Source organism: Limnobaculum zhutongyuii, assembly GCF_004295645.1.
Lineage (GTDB): Bacteria > Pseudomonadota > Gammaproteobacteria > Enterobacterales > Enterobacteriaceae > Limnobaculum > Limnobaculum zhutongyuii.
The window spans coordinates 3,659,019-3,679,387 of record NZ_CP034752.1 but is presented as its reverse complement, the minus strand read 5'-3'; the positions used below and the strand labels follow the sequence as shown (position 1 = coordinate 3,679,387).

Annotated in this window: 17 protein-coding genes and 1 pseudogene; 13 read left to right on the top strand and 5 right to left on the bottom strand. The window is 46.7% G+C overall.

All coding sequences use genetic code 11. The features are described from left to right. Window positions 1–9 precede the first annotated feature (9 nt). From accB to acuI, 5 genes are all read right to left on the bottom strand, one after another. Window positions 10–468, bottom strand: coding sequence for an acetyl-CoA carboxylase biotin carboxyl carrier protein (gene accB, locus EKN56_RS16400; protein WP_130592770.1), 459 nt, complete (start codon window positions 466–468; stop codon window positions 10–12). A 40-nt stretch (window positions 469–508) separates the two neighbouring features. Further along, window positions 509–952, bottom strand: coding sequence for a type II 3-dehydroquinate dehydratase (aroQ, locus tag EKN56_RS16395; RefSeq protein WP_130592769.1), 444 nt, complete (start codon window positions 950–952; stop codon window positions 509–511). A 220-nt stretch (window positions 953–1,172) separates the two neighbouring features. Beyond that, window positions 1,173–1,787, bottom strand: coding sequence for a protein-methionine-sulfoxide reductase heme-binding subunit MsrQ (gene msrQ / locus EKN56_RS16390; protein WP_130592768.1), 615 nt, complete (start codon window positions 1,785–1,787; stop codon window positions 1,173–1,175). Beyond that, window positions 1,787–2,788, bottom strand: a complete 1,002-nt coding sequence (gene msrP, locus EKN56_RS16385) for a protein-methionine-sulfoxide reductase catalytic subunit MsrP (protein WP_130592767.1) — start codon at window positions 2,786–2,788, stop codon at window positions 1,787–1,789. The genes msrQ and msrP overlap by 1 nt, the downstream gene beginning before the upstream one ends. A 169-nt stretch (window positions 2,789–2,957) precedes the next feature. Beyond that, entirely contained in the window at window positions 2,958–3,935 is a 978-nt protein-coding gene (gene acuI, locus EKN56_RS16380) for an acrylyl-CoA reductase (NADPH) (protein WP_130593748.1), read from the bottom strand. A gap of 367 nt (window positions 3,936–4,302) precedes the next feature. Between acuI and csrD the strand changes: the two genes are divergently transcribed. The 13 genes and pseudogenes from csrD to EKN56_RS16315 all read left to right on the top strand — a co-directional run bounded on the left by csrD (window position 4,303) and on the right by EKN56_RS16315 (window position 20,369). Further along, window positions 4,303–6,240, top strand: coding sequence for an RNase E specificity factor CsrD (gene csrD, locus EKN56_RS16375; protein ID WP_130593747.1), 1,938 nt, complete (start codon window positions 4,303–4,305; stop codon window positions 6,238–6,240). Window positions 6,241–6,509: 269 nt separating this feature from the next. Continuing rightward, complete coding sequence (gene mreB, locus EKN56_RS16370; RefSeq protein ID WP_108900499.1) at window positions 6,510–7,553, top strand: rod shape-determining protein MreB; 1,044 nt, start codon at window positions 6,510–6,512, stop codon at window positions 7,551–7,553. A 189-nt stretch (window positions 7,554–7,742) separates the two neighbouring features. Beyond that, entirely contained in the window at window positions 7,743–8,807 is a 1,065-nt protein-coding gene (gene mreC / locus EKN56_RS16365; protein WP_130592766.1) for a rod shape-determining protein MreC, read from the top strand. Then, window positions 8,807–9,294: pseudogene (gene mreD / locus EKN56_RS16360) on the top strand (rod shape-determining protein MreD). The gene mreC and the pseudogene mreD overlap by 1 nt, the downstream one beginning before the upstream one ends. An 8-nt stretch (window positions 9,295–9,302) precedes the next feature. Beyond that, window positions 9,303–9,887: a Maf family protein gene (locus EKN56_RS16355; protein WP_130592765.1), complete on the top strand. Its 585-nt coding sequence runs from the start codon at window positions 9,303–9,305 to the stop codon at window positions 9,885–9,887. 9 nt (window positions 9,888–9,896) lie between these two features. Continuing rightward, window positions 9,897–11,366, top strand: a complete 1,470-nt coding sequence (gene rng / locus EKN56_RS16350; RefSeq protein WP_130592764.1) for a ribonuclease G — start codon at window positions 9,897–9,899, stop codon at window positions 11,364–11,366. 45 nt (window positions 11,367–11,411) lie between these two features. Next, window positions 11,412–15,227 carry an AsmA2 domain-containing protein YhdP gene (gene yhdP / locus EKN56_RS16345; protein WP_130592763.1) on the top strand — a complete coding sequence of 1,272 codons (3,816 nt, stop codon included), beginning with the start codon at window positions 11,412–11,414 and terminating at the stop codon, window positions 15,225–15,227. Further along, window positions 15,227–16,075, top strand: a complete 849-nt coding sequence (gene nit1 / locus EKN56_RS16340; RefSeq protein ID WP_130592762.1) for a deaminated glutathione amidase — start codon at window positions 15,227–15,229, stop codon at window positions 16,073–16,075. The genes yhdP and nit1 overlap by 1 nt, the downstream gene beginning before the upstream one ends. 5 nt (window positions 16,076–16,080) lie before the next feature. Further along, window positions 16,081–17,526 carry a metalloprotease TldD gene (gene tldD / locus EKN56_RS16335; RefSeq protein ID WP_130592761.1) on the top strand — a complete coding sequence of 482 codons (1,446 nt, stop codon included), beginning with the start codon at window positions 16,081–16,083 and terminating at the stop codon, window positions 17,524–17,526. Window positions 17,527–17,652: 126 nt separating this feature from the next. Further along, on the top strand, window positions 17,653–18,153 hold the full coding sequence (locus EKN56_RS16330) for a DUF1993 domain-containing protein (RefSeq protein ID WP_130592760.1): 501 nt from the start codon (window positions 17,653–17,655) through the stop codon (window positions 18,151–18,153). A 393-nt stretch (window positions 18,154–18,546) separates the two neighbouring features. Then, a complete protein-coding gene (locus tag EKN56_RS16325; RefSeq protein ID WP_210405310.1) occupies window positions 18,547–19,422 on the top strand; it encodes a DUF817 domain-containing protein in 876 nt (291 codons plus the stop codon). A gap of 153 nt (window positions 19,423–19,575) precedes the next feature. Next, on the top strand, window positions 19,576–20,094 hold the full coding sequence (locus tag EKN56_RS16320; RefSeq protein ID WP_130592759.1) for a ribonuclease domain-containing protein: 519 nt from the start codon (window positions 19,576–19,578) through the stop codon (window positions 20,092–20,094). Next, window positions 20,094–20,369, top strand: coding sequence for a barstar family protein (locus tag EKN56_RS16315; protein WP_130592758.1), 276 nt, complete (start codon window positions 20,094–20,096; stop codon window positions 20,367–20,369). Before EKN56_RS16320 ends, EKN56_RS16315 begins: the two co-directional genes overlap by 1 nt.

The window sequence follows — 20,369 nt, the reverse complement described above, 5'->3', positions numbered from 1 at the left end:
CTCGCCTCGTTATTCAATGATGACAAGCGGCTCGTCAAATTCTACCGGCTGCCCGCTTTCTAACAGGATCGCTTTTACCACGCCTGATTTATCAGCTTCAATTTGGTTCATCATTTTCATCGCTTCAACGATACATAAGGTATCGCCAACAGAAACGGTTTGACCCACTTCAATAAACGCTTTTGCGTCCGGGCTCGGTGTACGGTAGAAAGTCCCTACCATTGGTGAGCGAACGATGTGACCACTGATAGCCGCTGGTGCAGCTGCTTCAGCTGGCGCAGCAGCAACAGGAGCTGGTTGAGCAGCAGGTGCCTGAGGCAGAGCATATTGCTGCATTGGCATAGCATAGCTACCAGCAACAGGACCGCGGCTGATACGTACTGACTCTTCGCCTTCAGAGATTTCCAGCTCATTAATGCCAGACTCTTCAACCAGTTCGATCAGTTTTTTAATTTTACGAATATCCATAGGTGTGATTCCGTATTCTCTTGTTACGTGGAATAAAAAGTTATTGCAAACGGCGCAGGGCAGCTTGCAGAGCAAAGTCATAACCGTCGGCACCGAGGCCACAAATCACACCCACTGCAATATCAGAAAGATATGAGTGGTGTCTGAATGGCTCACGAGCATGGACGTTAGACAGGTGGATTTCAATAAATGGAATATTGACGGCCAGCAACGCATCCCGAATCGCTACACTGGTATGGGTGAACGCTGCCGGATTAATCAGGATAAAATCGACTGAGCCACGAGCTTGATGAATCGCATCAATAATCTCGTACTCGGCATTTGATTGCAGATGAGAAAACGCCACGTCTGAACGCTGGGCTTCACTCTCTAATTTGGTTACGATGTCAGTCAGGGTCGTATGTCCATATTTATCAGGCTCACGCGTCCCTAACAGATTCAGATTAGGGCCATTTAACAGCAAAATGTGCGCTTTCTTCGTCATTGTGCTGACATCTCCGGCAATCAAACAATAATCGGTAAAAATAACTCGATGTCAGCCAATTGTCACTATTCTTCTTGTGAAATTGTACGAACGGATCAAATTAAAGTGCGCCATTATAACTATTTCGCCGAAATTAGCAGCTGTTTACTGGTCTTATCAGCGAAGATAGTTTAGGCCATATCGGGCAAAGCCTTGGCAGAGAAGCCTTCTCCGCTCAAAATTATTTGTCTCTTTGGTACTTTTCCCACCACTTTCTGAGCTTTTTATAGCGATATGCCAGCAATAACAGCGAGATTACGGCATAGACTGCCAGCTCCAGAGACAGCACTTTGGTGGATAACAGGGCATGTATTGGCGCCAGTATTGCTATCACATAGATAAAATTATGGATAGTTTGCCAGTTAGAGCCCAATTTTCGCTGGAAGTTCTGTGTTGAGGTTAGCGCCATTATCAATAATATGAGCCAACTGATAATACCCAGAATAAGGTAGTTGCGTTTAATCAGTTCCTGAAACAGTAGAGAGATGTCTAAACCAAGCTCTAAAACGCTGTAACAAACCAGATGTAAGGTTGCCCAGGCAAAACACCATAATCCCAGCAGTCGTCGGCAGCGGAGCAGTATGGGTTGATGGAGTATTTTAGCCAGCGGCGTTACCAGCAGGGTGGCCAGCAATAATTTAAGCGCCATTCTGCCGGTGTAATGTTGAATGTCTTTTGCTGCATCAGCACTCAACCACCCCTGATTAATAGAGAGTATCAACCATAGCAGAGGAATAAACGCCAGCAGATGCAATATCAGCTTGAGCCATTTGATATTTGCAGAGGTTATTTTCACTAAAAGTGACTCCGTAAATCCAACCCCTGATAAAGTGAAGCGACCTGATCGCCATATCCGTTGAACAAGAGTGTGGGCTGGCGTTTTACATCCAGTAAGCCGCTGCTGCCGATAACCCGCTCTGTTGCCTGAGACCAGCGGGGATGGTCCACCTGAGGATTGACGTTGGCATAAAAACCGTATTCATCCGGTGCACTTAAATTCCAGGTGGTGGGAGGCTGTTGCTCTACCAGTTTGATCTCAACAACGGATTTAATGCTTTTGAAACCATACTTCCAGGGAACAATGAGCCGAATGGGCGCTCCATTCTGGTTTGGCAGCGCTTTACCGTATACCCCAACGGTTAGTAGCGTTAACGGATGCATGGCTTCATCCATACGTAAACCTTCAACATAAGGGTAGTCCAGCCCACCACCAATATAGCGGCTGCTTTGTCCCGGCATATTTTCAGGGTCGTAAAGGGTTTGAAAGGCAACGTAGCGTGCCTTACTGGTTGGCTCTGCCAGTTTAAGCAGTTTGTTCAGTTCAAAACCAAGCCATGGAATCACCATTGACCAGGCTTCCACACAACGCAGGCGATAAATGCGCTCCTCCAGAGGGAAGCGTTTAAGAATTTCATCCATATCCAGCGTTATTGGTTTGGCTACTTCACCGCTGATATGAATTTTCCATCCTTCGGTTTTTAGTGTTGCGGCATTGGCCGCGGGATCGGCCTTATCCAGACCAAACTCATAAAAATTATTGTATCCGATGACTTTCTCTTCTGGTGTCAAAGGCAGGTTGGGGTGGTAGTTGGCTGAAGGGGTAAATGCCAGAGCTTTACCCGCAGGCGTTTTAGGTTTGTTTCCACCCGTCAACCATGAGAGTAGTTCTGCCTGAGCATGAAAAGGAAGCGCTAATGCTGCTGCGCTGATGCCCAGTGCCTGCAAAACTTTGCGACGTTGATAAAACAGTTGTTCAGGCGTGACGTTGTTTTCAGTTAAGCGTGTTTTTTTGACCATGATAGATGCTCAGCTAACAGAAAAGATTATGAATGATTAGACAAATCATTGCTCCAATTGTCCTGTTTTGCCAGAAATTAGCTGGAGAATATTCTTAATGTAGGGGGGAGATAACCGTTTGATATACCCCACGCTGAAACACGTGGGGTACTAATATTAGGCGAAAGGATTAGGCAATATTAACCAGTACCCGGCCGGTAACTTTGCCTGACAACAGGCTTTCTGCCGTTGCCGGTACATCTTTCAGGGTGATTTCGCTGGTGGCTAACTGATAGAAGTTTTCTGGTAGTAAGTCTGCCAGACGCTTCCAGGCTTCAATTCGACGTTCTGTCGAGATCATGACGGAATCCACACCTTGCAGGCGTACATTACGCAGAATGAATGGCATCACCGTGGTGGGGAGTTGATATCCACCAGCCAGACCACAGGCGGCCACCGTACCGTTATAATTCATTTGTGCGATAACTTTAGCCAGCAGTTCTCCACCGGCAACGTCTACAGCCCCCGCCCAACGCTGTTTTTCCAGTGGTTTAGCCGCTTCGCTGAAATTCTCTCTTTCCAGTACATATTTAGCACCGAGAGATAACAGATATTCCGCATTGTGCTGACGTCCACTAACGGCGGAAACCTGATAGCCCAGTTTATGTAACAGAGCAACGGTAGTACTTCCGACACCGCCGCTGGCACCGGTAACCAGTACTTCACCGCTGTCTGGTAACACGCCGCCTTCTTCTAATGCCATGACACATAACATAGCGGTCAGACCTGCGGTACCAATGATCATTGCTTTACGTTGATCCAACCCTTCAGGCATAGGAACCAACCAGTCGCCATTAACACGAGCGCGTTCTGCTAAGCCACCCCAATGAGTTTCACCTACACCCCAGCCAGTAAGTATGACATTTTGGCCCGGGGAAAAGCGTGGATCATCACTACTATGAACGGTACCAGCGAAATCAATACCGGGTACCATTGGAAAATTACGAATAATTTTTCCTTTGCCAGTGATGGCCAGCGCATCTTTATAGTTGATGCTGGACCAATTGATATCAACGGTAACATTGCCCTCAGGCAACTGTTCGGAGGTGACACCCTTTACTGATGCCAGTGTTTGTCCATCTTGTTGTTCAAGAACCAGAGCTTTAATCATTGTTTTTACTCTTATCCGAAAGTTAAAGGAGGAGAATGAAATAACCATCACTTCATTCAGAGCAACTGAGTTGTTGCGGTTATTATTCTCTTTTGTTGCACCCGGGGCAATCAGTAAGGCGCTGACATTTCGCTATGATAACGAAAATAGAACAAAGTCGTTATCAGGTATATTGCTTCATCTGTAAAAAATGGCGAGCGCTTTCTGTAGATAAAAGAGTGTTTAAACCTTATTAAAATATGATGTTAAGCCCCGAGTTTTGATAAAGTCTGCTAGAATGTCGGTGAGTTAAGTTGCGATGCAGAGCATGTGTTCTGTTTATTTTGTATTGCTTTCCAGCAAATTAGAATAATTTACTATGGGAATGAGATTTACCGCCAGATTATCTATTTTTATTTCTTTATTAGTTTTTCTTACTATGATTTTGGCACTGATGACCAGTATGTTAAGTGTTTATTTTGTGGGTGAGGAAAAGATGGAGAAGCATTGGTATGCCCTTACCACCACGGTGGATCAGGCGCTGATTTACCAATCTCCAGGCGCTTATGATCGCTGGCTTCCGGTGGTCATGTATGCCACAGGCGTGCGCCATCTGACGATTAAAGACGAAAAAGATAAAATCATTTATACCCATAGCAGTGATAATCGCCCCGGTTTCTGGGAAAAGTTTCACACGCTTAGCGAGACCGATCTGGAGTTACCCCAGCATCCCGGTTATCGCATGCAGATCCTCTATGTTAATCCGATTCTTAGCACACTCTTTTCGTTACCCATTTTATTAGCCATTATTGCGGTGATTGTTTTCATTGGTTTGATTATGTTTTGGTGGATTCACTGGCTTAAGCAGCAATTTAAAGGATTGCTGCTACTGGAAGAGCGTTCCCAACGTATTTTAGCCGGTGAGCGAGAAGGTGCCGAAGTCTCGGATGAAAAAGAGTGGCCAGTGAATACCAGTGCCGCTATCAACCGACTGTTGTCTGAGTTGAGTAATATGAGTAATGAGCGGGTCAGGGTGGATAAACTGATTCGGTCGTTCGCCGCGCAGGATGCACAAACCGGGCGGAATAACCGCCTGTTTTTTGATAACCAACTGGCAACCCAGCTTGAAGAGCCTAATGCTCATGGCGTGGTAATGATGATTCGCCTGCCTGAGCTTGAATTGATGGCGAGCGAGCATGGTAAAGATGCGATTGATGATTTGCTGTATACACTGGTGAATATGTTATCAACCTTTATTATGCGCCACCCGGCAGCGTTACTGGCTCGTTATTTTGATAATGATTTTAGCGTCATGTTGCCTCACCGTTCACTAAAAGAAGCTGATGCGATTGCTGCTCAGCTGGTCAATGCCGTGGATATGCTACCGGTATCCTCTGGTATTGAAAAAGAGTCTCTGATTCATATAGGTATTTGCCTTTATCATATGGGACAGACGCCAGAGCAAATTATGGATAATGCCGAGCAGGCTGCCCGCACCGCAGTATTACAGGGTAGTAACGGTTGGTTTATCTATGATAGTCAGGTGACCAGTGCCGCCAGAGGCAGTGTTCGTTGGAGAACGCTGTTAGAACAGATGTTGGATAAAGGTGGTCCGGATATTTATTACAAACCGGCAGTAACGGTAAAAGGCGAGTTAAACCATCGGGAGATGCTGCTTCGTATTCATGATGGCAATGATGAACTACAACCTGCGGAATTTATGCCGTTGATACAACAGTTTGGTTTAACCGAACGTTTTGACCGATTAGTATTGAGTAAAACTCTGCCCTTACTTGATCGTTGGCCTAATGACACCATCGCCGTATCGGTCACTGTCGACTCCCTGCTTAAACACTCTTTTCAGGTGTGGCTACGGGATAATCTGTTGGAAAAAGAAAAATCGTATCGAAAGCGAATTATATTTGAACTTGCAGAGGCAGATGTTTGTCAATATAGCGATCGCTTGCGTCCGGTGATTCGATTACTGCATCTGTTAGGGTGCCGTTTGGGAATTGTTCAGGCGGGATTAACGGTCGTCAGCACTATCTATATTAAGACCATGCCGGTTGAAGTGATAAAACTTCATCCGGGTTTGGTGCGTAATATCGATCGACGTCCGGAAAATCAGCTATTTGTCGACAGCCTTATCAGCGCCTGTGAAGGAACAAATGTGGTAGTGATGGCTGCGAGTGTAAGAACACATCTCGAATGGGAAACCCTGTGTTCTCATGGGATTGGTGGTGGTCAGGGTGAGTTTTTTGCCTCGCCGGTGTTGATTCCTCCCCCTAAAGAGAAAAATAGTGGTAAAAATCGTCATTATTAACTCTGAAATATTGATGATTTTCACGTAGAATAGCGTTCCCTACTTATTGGTTTCTGTTTGCCTGTATTAACAATACGTGTAAATCATTAAATCGAGTGGAAAAGTTTATGTGGCGTGTGTTTGGCTGAGGTTGAGCCAAACATGCGTATTGAGCTCACGTTGGATGCGTTCATTAAATGAACGCTTTTTTGTGCCTTGTAGCCGTCCTTCGTGGTTGGTAAAGTAGGCGGATTAATATACCGCCTCAGCTTTCAGGATTACTTTCTAGAATGTTTAAGAAATTTCGTGGCATGTTTTCTAATGACCTGTCCATTGACCTTGGTACCGCAAATACCCTGATCTATGTAAAAGGACAAGGAATCGTATTGAATGAACCTTCTGTGGTTGCCATTCGTCAGGATCGAGTTGGCTCGCAAAAGAGCGTTGCAGCTGTAGGCCATGAGGCTAAGCAGATGTTAGGTCGTACTCCTGGATATATCTCTGCGATCCGTCCAATGAAAGACGGTGTAATTGCAGACTTCTTTGTTACTGAGAAGATGTTGCAACACTTTATTCGTCAGGTTCACAGCAACAGCATTCTGCGTCCAAGTCCACGCGTGTTGGTGTGTGTGCCAGTCGGTGCAACTCAGGTTGAACGTCGTGCGATTCGTGAGTCGGCGCAAGGCGCTGGTGCTCGTGAAGTATTCCTGATCGAAGAGCCAATGGCCGCTGCTATCGGTGCTGGTCTGCCAGTATCTGAAGCAACAGGTTCTATGGTTGTTGATATCGGTGGTGGTACTACTGAAGTTGCCGTTATCTCCCTGAACGGTGTGGTTTACTCTTCTTCTGTACGTATCGGCGGTGACCGTTTTGATGAAGCTATCATCAACTATGTGCGTCGTAACTATGGCTCACTGATCGGTGAAGCAACTGCTGAACGTATTAAGCATGAAATTGGATCGGCTTATCCTGGTGATGAAGTCCGTGAAATTGAAGTCCGTGGTCGTAATCTGGCAGAAGGCGTGCCGCGCGGATTTACACTGAATTCAAATGAAATCCTTGAAGCCCTGCAGGAGCCTCTGGCCGGTATCGTTAGTGCAGTGATGGTGGCGTTAGAACAATGTCCTCCGGAACTGGCTTCTGATATTTCCGAGCGCGGAATGGTTCTGACTGGCGGTGGCGCTCTGTTACGTAACTTAGATCGCTTGCTGATGGAAGAGACTGGTATCCCTGTCGTTGTGGGCGATGATCCTCTGACTTGCGTTGCTCGTGGTGGCGGTAAAGCGTTAGAAATGATCGATATGCACGGCGGTGATTTATTCAGCGAGGACTAATTTCATTTTTGTTCTCTTTCTCTGACAGTGATTGTTCTACAAAAGGCAGTAGGTTACAGGGGCTATGATTATAATGCCTGTCCGGTTCTGTCTTTTAGAACGTCACTGTAGTGTAAGCACAGATAGAAATTAAGTTGTCCCTGCCAGAAGGGGTCGCACCCCTTCTTGTCGACAAGGATAATGCAATTTATGAAGCCTATTTTTAGCAGGGGGCCATCCCTGCAGTTACGTCTTTTTCTGGCCGTTATCTTTGCTATCGTCCTGATTGTTGTCGATAGTCGGTTAAGTATTTTTTCAAAAGTACGTAGTTATCTGGACACCGCCGTTAGCCCATTCTTTTTTGTGGCAAATGGACCTCGTGACATTTTGGATGGTGTTTCTAACTCCTTCACTTCTCGTGAAGATCTGCAGAAAGAAAATGAATTGCTACGTAATGAACTGTTGCTGAGAAACAGCGACATTCAACTATTGGGGCAACTCAGGCAGGAAAATAACCGATTACGCGAATTACTCGGTTCACCGCTGCGTGGCGATGAACATAAAATGATTACTCAGGTGCTTTCAACGGAGTCAGATCCTTATAGCTACCAGGTGGTTATTGATAAAGGGTTTCAGGACGGCGTATATGAAGGTCAACCGGTTATCAACGATAAAGGCGTCGTTGGGCAAGTTGTTGCCGTTGCCCGTAATACCAGCCGGGTTCTGTTAATCTGCGATACTTCTCACTCTTTGCCTATTCAGGTTCTGCGTAATGATATTCGTGTCATTGCGGTAGGGACTGGTTGCACGGAAGATTTACAGCTGGAATATTTACCGCGGGATACTGATATTCGCGTGGGGGATGTTCTGGTAACGTCTGGCCTTGGTGGCCGTTTCCCTGAAGGTTATCCGGTAGCCGTTGTGTCTTCTGTGACTATTGACGACCAACGGGCGAATACGGTGATTCAGGCACATCCAACCGTTGCGCTACAGCGCCTACGTTATTTACTGTTACTGTGGCCGAACGATCGTGACGGGCTTCAACCGTTGCCTTCAGAAGAAGTTAGACGTATAGCAAAAGAGCGTTTGCGCCAAATGATGCCTCAGGTTCTGCCTCCGGAGACAACCCCTCCGGTACCACCAGCAAATTCCACACCATCATCAGCAGTACCTGGCGCGGCAGCTCAACCGCCAACGCCATTAAGACAAACAGCGCCAGCATCGAGACGAGCAGGTCAACAACCTGTCGCCGCACCAGCTAATCGGGGTCAGTGATGAGCAGTTATAATAGCTCTGGTCGCCTGATTATCTGGATTAGCTTTTTACTGGCCATGGTATTGCAAACCATGCCGTGGCCAGCGGAATTGCATCAGTTTCGCCCTTCATGGGTGATGTTAATTTTGGTGTATTGGGTTATGGCCTTACCGCACCGAATTAACGTTGGAACGGCTTTTATTCTTGGTTTGGTCTGGGATTTAACACTGGGTGCCACGCTGGGGTCAGAGGGTTAGCATTAGGTATCATTGCCTATGTGGTAGCTTTTCGCAGCCAGCTATTGCGTAACATGGCACTATGGCAACAGGCATTGATTGTGGTGTTGCTCTCTTTAGTGATGAGTGTGATTGTCTTTTGGGCTGAATTCCTGGTTCATAATGTAACGTTTCGCCCGGAGATTTTGTGGAACAGCGCAATTAACGGTTTGTTATGGCCGTGGTTATTTTTATTAATGCGTAAAGTGCGTCGACGCTTTGCTGTCCGATGAGATTTTATATGCAGCCCATTTATCTGGCTTCTGCCTCTCCCCGCCGTCGTGAACTGTTAACCTTATTACAGATCCCCTTTGAACGTTTAAATACTGAAGTTGAAGAGTGCCAACGGCAAGGGGAAAAGCCATTAGACTATGTTTGTCGTCTGGCAAAAAGCAAAGCGCTGGCCGGGGTTTTGGTGGCAGAAAAGGATTATCCGGTTTTAGGCGCAGATACCATTGTTGTATTGGACGATAACGTTCTGGAAAAGCCCAAAGATACCGACGATGCGGCCCGCATATTGCAAATGCTGTCAGGCCGTCAGCATTTGGTGATTACTGCGATTGCTTTTGCTAATCAACAGGATGTGATGTGTTATTCTGTTAGTACTGAAGTTATTTTTCGTCAGCTAAGTGAGCAGGATATTATCGCTTATATTGCCAGCGGCGAACCGATGGACAAAGCCGGTGCTTATGGTATTCAGGGCTTTGGTGGCACTTTTGTCAGGGAAATTCATGGTAGCTATCATGCCGTGGTCGGTTTACCTTTGGTTGAAACCCGCGAGCTTCTGGATGCCTTTTTGGCAGCGCAGGCTGGGCGTATAAAATAAGGAATAATAATGACGGCGGAACTGTTAGTTAACGTCACCCCCTCTGAAACGCGAGTTGCTTTTATCGATGGCGGTATCCTGCAGGAAATTCACATCGATCGGGAATCTAAACGCGGTATCGTAGGCAATATTTATAAAGGTCGGGTCAGTCGGGTTCTGCCAGGAATGCAGGCCGCGTTTATTGATATTGGTCTGGATAAAGCTGCTTTTCTTCATGCATCAGATATTATGCCGCACACTGAGTGCATTGCTGATAATGAACAAAAGCAGTTTCACGTCCGTGATATCACCGAGTTAGTTCGTCAGGGGCAGGATCTGGTGGTTCAGGTAGTAAAAGATCCACTGGGAACTAAAGGTGCCCGTTTGACCACCGATATTACGCTACCTTCCCGCTATTTGGTATTTATGCCCGGCGCTGCTCACGTAGGCGTTTCTCAACGCATTGACAGTGAAGAAGAGCGCGAACGCTTAAAGCAAATTGTGGCGGAATACTGCGATGAAATGGGCGGTTTTATCATCCGTACCGCAGCAGAAGGTGTGGGTAATGAGGAGCTGGCACAGGATGCGGCTTTTCTTAAGCGCTTGTGGGGTAAAGTCATTGAGCGCAAGAGCCGGGGCGGCACTAAAAATATGTTGTACGGGGAGCTGGCGCTAACTCAGCGCGTGTTGCGCGATTTTGTTGGTGAATCACTGGATCGTATCCGGGTGGATTCTCGTCTGACCTATGATTCTCTGGTGGAATTTACCGCAGAATTCATGCCGCAGATGACCTCTAAACTGGAGCGCTATACCGATAAGCAGCCAATTTTTGATTTGTACGATGTTGAAAACGAAATTCAGCGGGCATTAGATCGAAAAGTCGAGTTAAAGTCCGGTGGTTATCTGATTATTGACCAGACGGAAGCCATGACCACCATTGATATCAACACCGGTGCTTTTGTTGGTCATCGTAATCTGGATGAAACCATCTTTAATACCAATATAGAGGCCACACAGGCGATTGCCCGTCAGCTACGATTGCGCAATTTAGGTGGTATTATCATTATTGATTTTATTGATATGACCAGTGAAGACCATCGCCGTCGGGTGTTGAATTCTCTTGAACAGGCATTGTCAAAAGATCGAGTGAAAACCAGTGTTAATGAGTTTTCTGCGCTGGGACTGGTTGAAATGACACGCAAGCGCACCCGAGAAAGTCTGGAACATGTCTTGTGTGGTGAATGTCCAAGCTGTCGCGGCCGCGGTAGGGTGAAAACGGTGGAAACCGTCTGTTATGAAATCCTGCGGGAAATCGTACGGGTGCACCACGCTTACGATGCGGATCGCTTCCTGGTTTATGCTTCCCCTGCGGTTGGGGATGCGCTGAAGAGCGAGGAGTCATACTCTTTAGCAGAAGTCGAGCTCTTCGTTGGAAAACAGGTTAAAATTCAGATAGAACCACTCTATAACAGGGAACAGTTTGATGTGGTGATGATGTAGTAACTGATGATAGATTAAACCCGCGTAGTAGCCAGAGGAGGAAGGATGAGGCGAACGAGCCGCATGCTGTTTAAAATAGTGATATTGCTATTAGTGCTGCTTACGCTGGTTGTCGGTGGTTTGCGTTTTGCCTTGCCCCGAATTAATGAATATCGTCAACCCATTCTGGATACCGTTAACCGATTTACCGGCATTCCTGCTCAAGTAGAGCAGATGGAAGGTAAATGGGAAATGTTTGGCCCCGCGCTTGATTTACGCAATATCTCATTAGAAACCTCTGCCGGAAAGATTGATATCTCCCGGGTTACTATCGCCCTCGATGTTTGGGAATCGTTGTTGCATTTCCGTTTTCAATTCAGAGACCTGACCTTTTATCAGGTGAAAGGCGACCTTGATTATATGGTAGGTCAGTCGGAAGATAGTCAGGAATCCTCTGATTTAACCACGCTGGAAAACATCTTTTTAAACCAGTTTGACCATTTTATTTTACGCGACAGCAAACTCTCTTTCCTCGCCTTATCTGGCGATCGGGTTACGGTTGAACTCCCGCGATTAACCTGGCTGAACAGCCGTAACCGCCACCGCGCGGAAGGGCAGGTTTATGTTTCGACAGAAAATGGCCCACACGGTTTACTGGAGGTTCGTCTCGATCTTCGAGATGAAGAGGGGCTGTTAGACAATGGCACCGTCTATCTTCAGGCCAATGACGTCAATATGCTGCCGTGGCTTAGTCACTGGTTTAAATCAAATTCCGGATTTGATAATGCTCAGTTCAGTCTGGCTTCCTGGCTTTATATTAAGAAAGGGGTGATTGACGGCGGCGATGTATTACTGAGTCAGGGAAGAGCTAACTGGCATAACGATGAAAATATGCACCAGTTAGACGTTAATCAGCTCTCCGTGCATATGAGTCGACAGCAGAAGGGCTGGCGTCTAGATGTGCCGTCGCTCAACCTGAAAACTGATGGTGTTGTCTGGCCTGCCGGTCGGGTCAGCCTGTTCTGGCAACCTGAAGGCATCGCTTCTAACGGCGATAAGTGGGAGGAGATGCTCCGCATTCGGGCAGAAAACCTGAGCCTTGACCATATCAATCCGCTATTGCCTATTTTTAGTTTTCTGACGCCTGACGCGTTGGATATCTGGTTTAAGATGGATCCCCATGGCAATTTGCCGCTTCTGGCGTTGGATATTCCGTTAAAGCAGCCAGAAAATCTTCATTTTCAGGCCAAGTGGCAAGAAGCCAGTTGGCAACCCTGGGAGTTAATTCCGGGCAGCAATCACACTCAGGGAACTATCGCCGGAAGTACCCGCGAAGGAACCATGAGCGTTGAGTTGAATAATAGCATTCTGCCATACAGCAGCGTATTCCGGGCTCCTCTGGAAGTCAGTAAGGCTAATGCCACGCTAAACTGGCTGAATAATCAAAATGAGTTTCGTTTATGGAGCGACCATATTGATGTTCAGGCTAAATCTTTATGGGTCAATGGCGGGTTTGACTACACTCAACCTGAAGGAAGCGATCCCTGGTTAAGTATTCTGGCAGGTATTCGGGTCTATGATGCTGGCGATGCCTGGCGTTATTTCCCTGAACCACTGATGGGTAAAGATTTAGTTGATTACCTCTCTTCAGCAATTATTGCCGGTAAGTCGGATAACGCTACGCTGATTTTTTCCGGTAATCCGGTGAAGTTTCCTTATCCGGAAAAAGATGGCCTGTTCGAGGTCTATGCGCCATTAACCGAAACCACCTTCAAATTCCAGCCAGACTGGAAACCGCTGACTGACATGACCATAGATCTGGATTTCGTTAATGCCGGACTCTGGATGAATGCACCAACCGCGAAGCTGGGAAAAGTGAATGGCCGCAATATTGAAGCGATTATTGCTGACTATGCCAAACACCAGTTAACCGTGGATGCCGATGTGGATGGTGATGGCATTGATGTTCGTGACTATATGAATGGCTCACCGTTGAAGTCGTCCGTAGGTGCGGCACTGGAACAGGTAGAAGTGAAGGGTAATGTTAGCGGGCGCTTACAGCTGGATATCCCTCTTGATGGTAAAAATGCCATCGCCAAAGGAGATATTACCCTGAAGGATAATAGTCTGCATATTAAACCGATTGATTCTACTATGGAAAACGTCAGTGGTACTTTCAGCTTTGATAATGGCGATTTGATGAGTAAACCGCTAACTGCTCAGTGGTTTAACCAACCGGTAGGCTTGAATTTCTCCACCAAACAAAATGCCAAAGATTACGGTGTTAAAGTTGGTATAACCGGCAACTGGTCAGTGGCTAAATTACCATGGTTGCCAAAAGAGATTGCTTCGGAAGTAGCCGGTAATGCTGGTTGGAAGAGCGATGTAGCCATCACGTTACCACCAAAAGGCAGCGCTAAATATGATGTGCTCTTCACCGGAGATCTGAAAGGAGTGAGCAGTCGCTTACCTGCACCGCTAAATAAGTCATCAGGCTCGGCATTACCGGTAAAACTGAAGGCCAGTGGTGACCTGAAAGGCTTTAATATGGATGGGACCATTGCAGGTAATCAGGCCGTCAACAGTCAGTGGGTATTCACTAAAGATAAAACCCGATTAACGCGCCTTGCCTGGCAGATGAATAGCCAAAAAATACCGACACTCTCTTCTGATGAACGTCTGGATATGCAACTACCGGCGTTAGATGGTGAAAAGTTAATGGCGGTTCTTGGCTCGCTGAGTGCGGCTGATACCAGCGGAAAAACGGGGAAGTTCGCGATGCCGCCGCGCTGGGTTTTCCGTTCTCCACAGGTTGAATTAGCCGGACAGTTCTGGCGTGATGTTGCCGTTGATGTGGATAACCGCTCTGCCAATACTCAGGTGGGGATCAAAGGCAAAGAGATCGATGCCCGACTCAGCATTAACAATAATCAGCCGTGGCAAGCGGATATTGACTACCTGTATTTCAACCCTAAAAAAGAGAGCCTGCTGGGCACGACTACCGATAGCAAAGGCAAAGCCGGTAAGTCATCACTCTCTTCCATCAATTTTGGTCGCCTGCCATCTTTGGCGATTCGCTGTAAAGAGTGTTGGGGAATGGGGCAACGCCTGGGGATTGTCGAAGCCGATGTGCGATTCCGTCCTGAAAGTTTAAGTCTGAGTAATGGCGTCATTGACACCGGTAATACCCGGTTAACGTTCAGCGGCGACTGGCTACGTTCGTCCGCAGGTTCTGCCACCCGGGTTGATGGTAAGTTATCCGGGCAGCAAATCGATCGCAGCATGGATTACTTTGGTGTTTATACCCCACTGAAAGATGCACCGTTTGATGTGAACTTTAGTCTGGCATGGCAGGGGGAACCCTGGTCACCTCAGGTAGATACCCTGGATGGTCAGGTGGTTACCAAGTTGGGCAAAGGAATGGTTGATAATGCCGGCGGCGGTCATGCCGGGCAAATACTGAGACTATTAAGTTTTAACGCGCTAATACGTAAACTACAGTTTGATTTTAGTGATACGTTTGGCAATGGTTTTTACTTTGATACTATCAGTGGAAGCCTTAAGCTGGCAAAAGGCGTTGCAACTACCAATGATACTTTGATCGATGGTTTATCTGCGGATATTGCTGTTGATGGCTCCATTGATTTAGCTAAACAACGCCTCAATCTTAATGCTGTAGTTGCACCTGAAATTTCGGCCACGGTGGGAGTGGCAACGGCGTTTGTGGTAAACCCTATTGCAGGGGCAGCAGTGTTTACGGTGAGTCAGGTTCTTGCACCTCTGTGGAACAAGATTTCACTGATTCGCTATAAAATTGACGGTAGTTTCGAAAATCCAAATGTGAATGAAGTATTGCGTCAACCGAAGGGAGAAGGCGATTAATGAGAAGTGCTAACGTAGCTCTGTTACAACTCTGTAGTGGGGATAATGTGCGTGCCAATCTGGCGCAAATTGAGCAACAAATTAAGCAGTTGAAACCCCACGTGAAGTTGGTTATGACGCCGGAGAATGCGTTACTGTTTGCTGATACTCAAACCTATTATAAATATTCCGAAACAGAAGGAACCGGGCCACTTCAGGATGCCATCAGGGAGATGGCAATACGCTACGGCATATGGATTTTAGTAGGTTCAATGCCGCTTATCAGCCGTGAAGATCCGGATCGTTTAACCGCCAGTAGCCTGTTGTTTGATGATAAGGGCGAAATTAAGGCCCGTTACGACAAAATGCATATGTTTGATGCAGATGTTGCGGACGGACACAACCATTACCGTGAGTCAGATGCTTATGCCTATGGTCAGCATTTAACGGTGGTCGATACGCCGGTTGGTCGACTGGGTATGACTATTTGTTATGATTTGCGTTTTCCTGGCCTGTATCAGGCATTGAGAGAGCAAGGCGCTGAGCTGATCTCTATTCCGGCGGCATTTACCCGCGTAACGGGAGAGGCTCACTGGGAAATTCTGCTGCGCGCACGGGCTATTGAGAATCAGTGTTGGATTCTGGCTCCGGCACAAGTTGGACGCCATGGTTCAACCCGTCGCACCTGGGGCCATACCATGGCTATCGATCCATGGGGAAGCGTGGTCGGCATTAATGCGGATGCGGTTGAAGGCATTAAGGTACATGTAGACACTTCCGGCATGCAGAAACTGCGCGAACAAATGCCTGTCGTCAAACACAATAGATTTCAGCCGGTGCTGAAAAATCCATTAAATAAGAGTGAATAACTATTATGAATCTGACGCTGGTCAGTGAGCAGCTATTGGCTGCGAATAAATTAAGCCATCAGGATCTGTTTAACGTTCTGGGGCAATTGTCTGAACGGCGTCTGGATTATGCCGACCTCTATTTTCAATCCAGCTACCATGAATCCTGGGTCATTGAAGACGGTATTATTAAAGATGGTTCCTACAATATCGATCAGGGCGTAGGTGTTCGGGCGATCAGCGGTGAAAAGACCGGTTTTGCCTATGCGGATCAGATTACGTTAAATGCCCTGACCCAAAGTGCTCATGCAGCACGCTCTATCGTTAGTGATAAAGGAAACGGTAAAAGCCATGTACTGGGTTCTGTGCCTTATTCTTCACTTTATCCGGCCATTGATCCGCTGCAAAGTCTGACTCGCGAAGCCAAAATTGAATTGCTGCATCAAGTAGATAAAGTTGCCAGAGCGGCAGACAAGCGGGTACAGGAAGTTAATGCCAGTCTGAGTGGCGTGTATGAAATGGTACTGGTTGCCGCAACGGATGGTACTCTGGCGGCGGATATCCGGCCGTTAGTACGCCTTTCTGTCAGCGTGCTGGTAGAAGAGAACGGTAAGCGTGAGCGTGGTTCCAGCGGCGGCGGCGGCCGTGTTGGTTATGAATATTTCCTTGAACAGACTGAAATGGGTGTTCGTGCGGAAGTGTTTGCTCAGGAAGCGGTAAGAATGGCGCTGGTGAACCTGTCTGCTATTGCGGCTCCTGCGGGTGCGATGCCTGTGGTTCTGGGTGCTGGCTGGCCTGGCGTATTGCTGCATGAAGCCGTTGGTCATGGCCTTGAAGGTGACTTCAACCGTAAGGGTTCATCCGTCTTCAGTGGTCGTATGGGCGAGCTGGTCGCATCAGAACTTTGCACCGTGGTTGATGACGGTACCATGATGGGACGTCGCGGTTCTTTGTCTATTGATGACGAAGGGGTTCCCGGGCAGTACAACGTGCTGATTGAAAACGGCATTCTGAAAGGCTATATGCAAGATAAGCTAAATGCCCGACTAATGGGGTTAGTTCCAACGGGTAACGGACGTCGTGAATCTTATGCCAGCCTGCCAATGCCGCGGATGACCAATACTTATATGCTGGCAGGTAAATCCAGCCGGGAAGAGATTATTGCCAGCGTAGAATATGGCCTGTATGCCCCTAATTTTGGCGGCGGTCAGGTGGATATTACTTCAGGTAAGTTTGTGTTCTCTACTTCCGAGGCCTATTTGATCGAGAATGGTCGAATTGGCAAAGCGGTGAAAGGGGCAACGCTGATTGGCTCAGGCATTGAGGCAATGCAGCAGATCTCGATGGTAGGCAACGACCTGGCGCTGGATAAAGGGGTGGGCGTGTGTGGCAAAGAAGGGCAAAGTGTGCCCGTCGGTGTCGGACAGCCAACGTTGAAACTGGACAATTTAACCGTAGGCGGAACCGCCTAGGGTCATCAATAAAAAACGGTCGGGTAACGGTTTGCCAGTTACCCGATTTCAACTTATGCCGCTAATCAGGGATGTCTTCCTCCTGAGTTCGACAGCTTTCATGTCATCTTTCTACGGGGTATTAAAATGAGTATTTCCTACTATCAGTTAGCTACGCAAAGTACTACTCGTGTTTTGAATAATCTTGATCATCTGATCGACATGGCAATGGCGTTTTGTACAGAACGCAAAATTGATGAGTCGGTATTGTTCAACGACCGTTTAGCACCGGATATGTTTCCTTTGGCACGTCAGGTTCAGTTGGTCAGTGATATGACTAAAGGTTGTGCGGCGCGTTTGGCCGGTATTGAGCCACCAAGCTTTGCCGATACCGAAACTTCATTTGAGCAGTTGAAGGAACGTATCAAGAAAACGGTCGATTTCATTGCCACGCTAAAAGAGAGTAATTTCGCCGATTGTGAGAAGCGTGATATCAAACTGCCGTGGTACGACAATGCGCTTCCGGCTGAAGTCTTCTTATTGCAACATGCTCTGCCGAATATCTACTTCCATATCGCTACGGCATATAACATTTTACGCCACAATGGCGTGCCGGTAGGTAAACGCGATTATATCGGTAAGATCTAAATTGACCATTTGATATTATTATATTTAGTCAGGTGGTTAGAGAGTAAAGCAGTTATTTTCCCGGATTGATGGGAAAATCCGATGGTTCATTATTTACCTTAAAATAGTCAATTGTCGGGAGGGGCTCCCGTGGGGGTCGACTTGGCGTAAGCCAACGAAGCGCCCGTAGGGAGACCAGGCCCGACACGCTCTGAAGTTAAGTACGGTGGTCTTCCGGTCGAGCACAAAGCTAATATAAGCGTTTTAGATTCTACGACCGGAATATTCTTTGATGTCGATTTATCTGGTTTGTCAGCAGTCTGATTTATTTTCCCCACTTCACATTCCCTTCACTCCCTTCACACATAGCCCGATTATATTGCTGATTATTCTAACCCCAGCGAGATTTCGACCATGTCAGCAATAGATACTTACTCTTCGTCATCGGTAATGGGTTATGCGCGTCCCTGGTATATACAGGGATGGATGCGTACTTTGCCTTTGCCGTTACTGGAGTTTTGGAGCTTTGGTATAAAAGAGGCGGTAAGCTGTATTTTCGCCGTTTCATTTTTTATCACGCTGGCATTGTCTAAATTTCTTCCATTGGGCGGATTACCGCGCTATGACTTTGTGCTGATTGTTGCGCTGGCGGTTCAGTTTGCGCTGGTATACAGCGGACTGGAAACTAAAAAAGAACTGATTGCCATCTCACTGTTTCACCTGTTGGGGCTGGTGTTGGAGATGTTTAAAACGGCTCCGGGAATTGGTTCATGGAGCTATCCGGAATTTGCCTACAGCAAAGTATTTGGTGTACCGCTGTACAGCGGTTTTATGTATGCAGCAGTAGGTAGCTATATATTGCAGGCATGGCGTCAATTGTCGGTGCGTTTAACGGGATATCCATCCCATCTGGTGGTGATAGTTCTGGCGGCGGCTATCTATCTTAACTTCTTTACTCACCATTTTATTGGTGACTATCGCTGGCCACTTACCTTAATTTTGATTGCGGTATTCTGGAAGACTAAAGTACATTTTAAACCGATGGCACGTGAGTTCTGGATACCCTTACCGTTGGCTTTCTTGTTGATAGGATTCTTTATTTGGATTGCGGAGAATATTGTTACGCTACTTGGCGGCTGGCAATATCCTAACCAGACAACCTCATGGCAGATAGTACATTTAGGCAAAATTAGCTCATGGGGATTACTGGTAGTCATTAGTTTTGTTATCGTGGCTGAGTTAAAATTCCTCAATAAATGTAAAGAAAGCGAAAATAAGCTGACTAATTAATCGCGATCGAATATTTTTATTCAATGTATTCTTTGGATACACACTGTGACATCTTATTCGGTGAGAGTGTGAAATAATACATATTGGTAAAAAGGCTGATATAAGCTAAATATTAATATAGGGTGAGTTATCGTAATTCGTAACTGAGAGAGCATGAAGAGAAATACCATAGGGATACTGATATTTTGTGCATTACTGATTATTGTTGGCGTTGCTTTCAATAAATTAAATAGTACAAAGCACTCTTCAATCGAGCCTCGCTCAGCGGAGAACTCATCACAACCGGTTGATCGTAATAAAGGTAAGCCATCCCCTGCGGATATATCGACTCAGGAAATCGATAAGCTTACCCGGCAAGACGTTGTTGCGTCATATGTACGCCAGAATAAGCGTTTGCCGGATTATTACATCACTAAGAGTAAGGCCCGTTCGCAAGGCTGGGATGCTCGCGATGGTAATCTTTGTTCTGTTTTACCGGGTAAGGCTATCGGTGGTGACCGCTTCTCTAATCGGGAAGGCGGGCTGCCAGAAGCATCCGGACGAGTCTGGTATGAGGCGGATCTTAATTACCGCTGCGGACATCGGGGAGCAGACAGATTACTGTATTCAAATGATGGTCTGATATATGTTTCACGCGACCATTATAAACGATTCATGGAGGTAAAAAGCTAATGAGAAGCGTCGTTTTCGATTTTGCTGATATTCGTTCAATGCCGGACTTTTATTTACAGTTCGCAGATATATTCCTGTTACCAGACTGGTTTGGTAATAATTTAGATGCATTATGGGATGCATTAACCGCAGGTATCCGCTTGCCGGTTCAAATTGTGTTTACCCATTTTGACCGTCAGTCGATGGATTTTGTTTCGTTGTATAATCTGTTTGAAGAAGCGGAACAAGAGCTTGATGGTTTATTAAGCTTTAATAGTCTGGAAGATAAAGCCTGA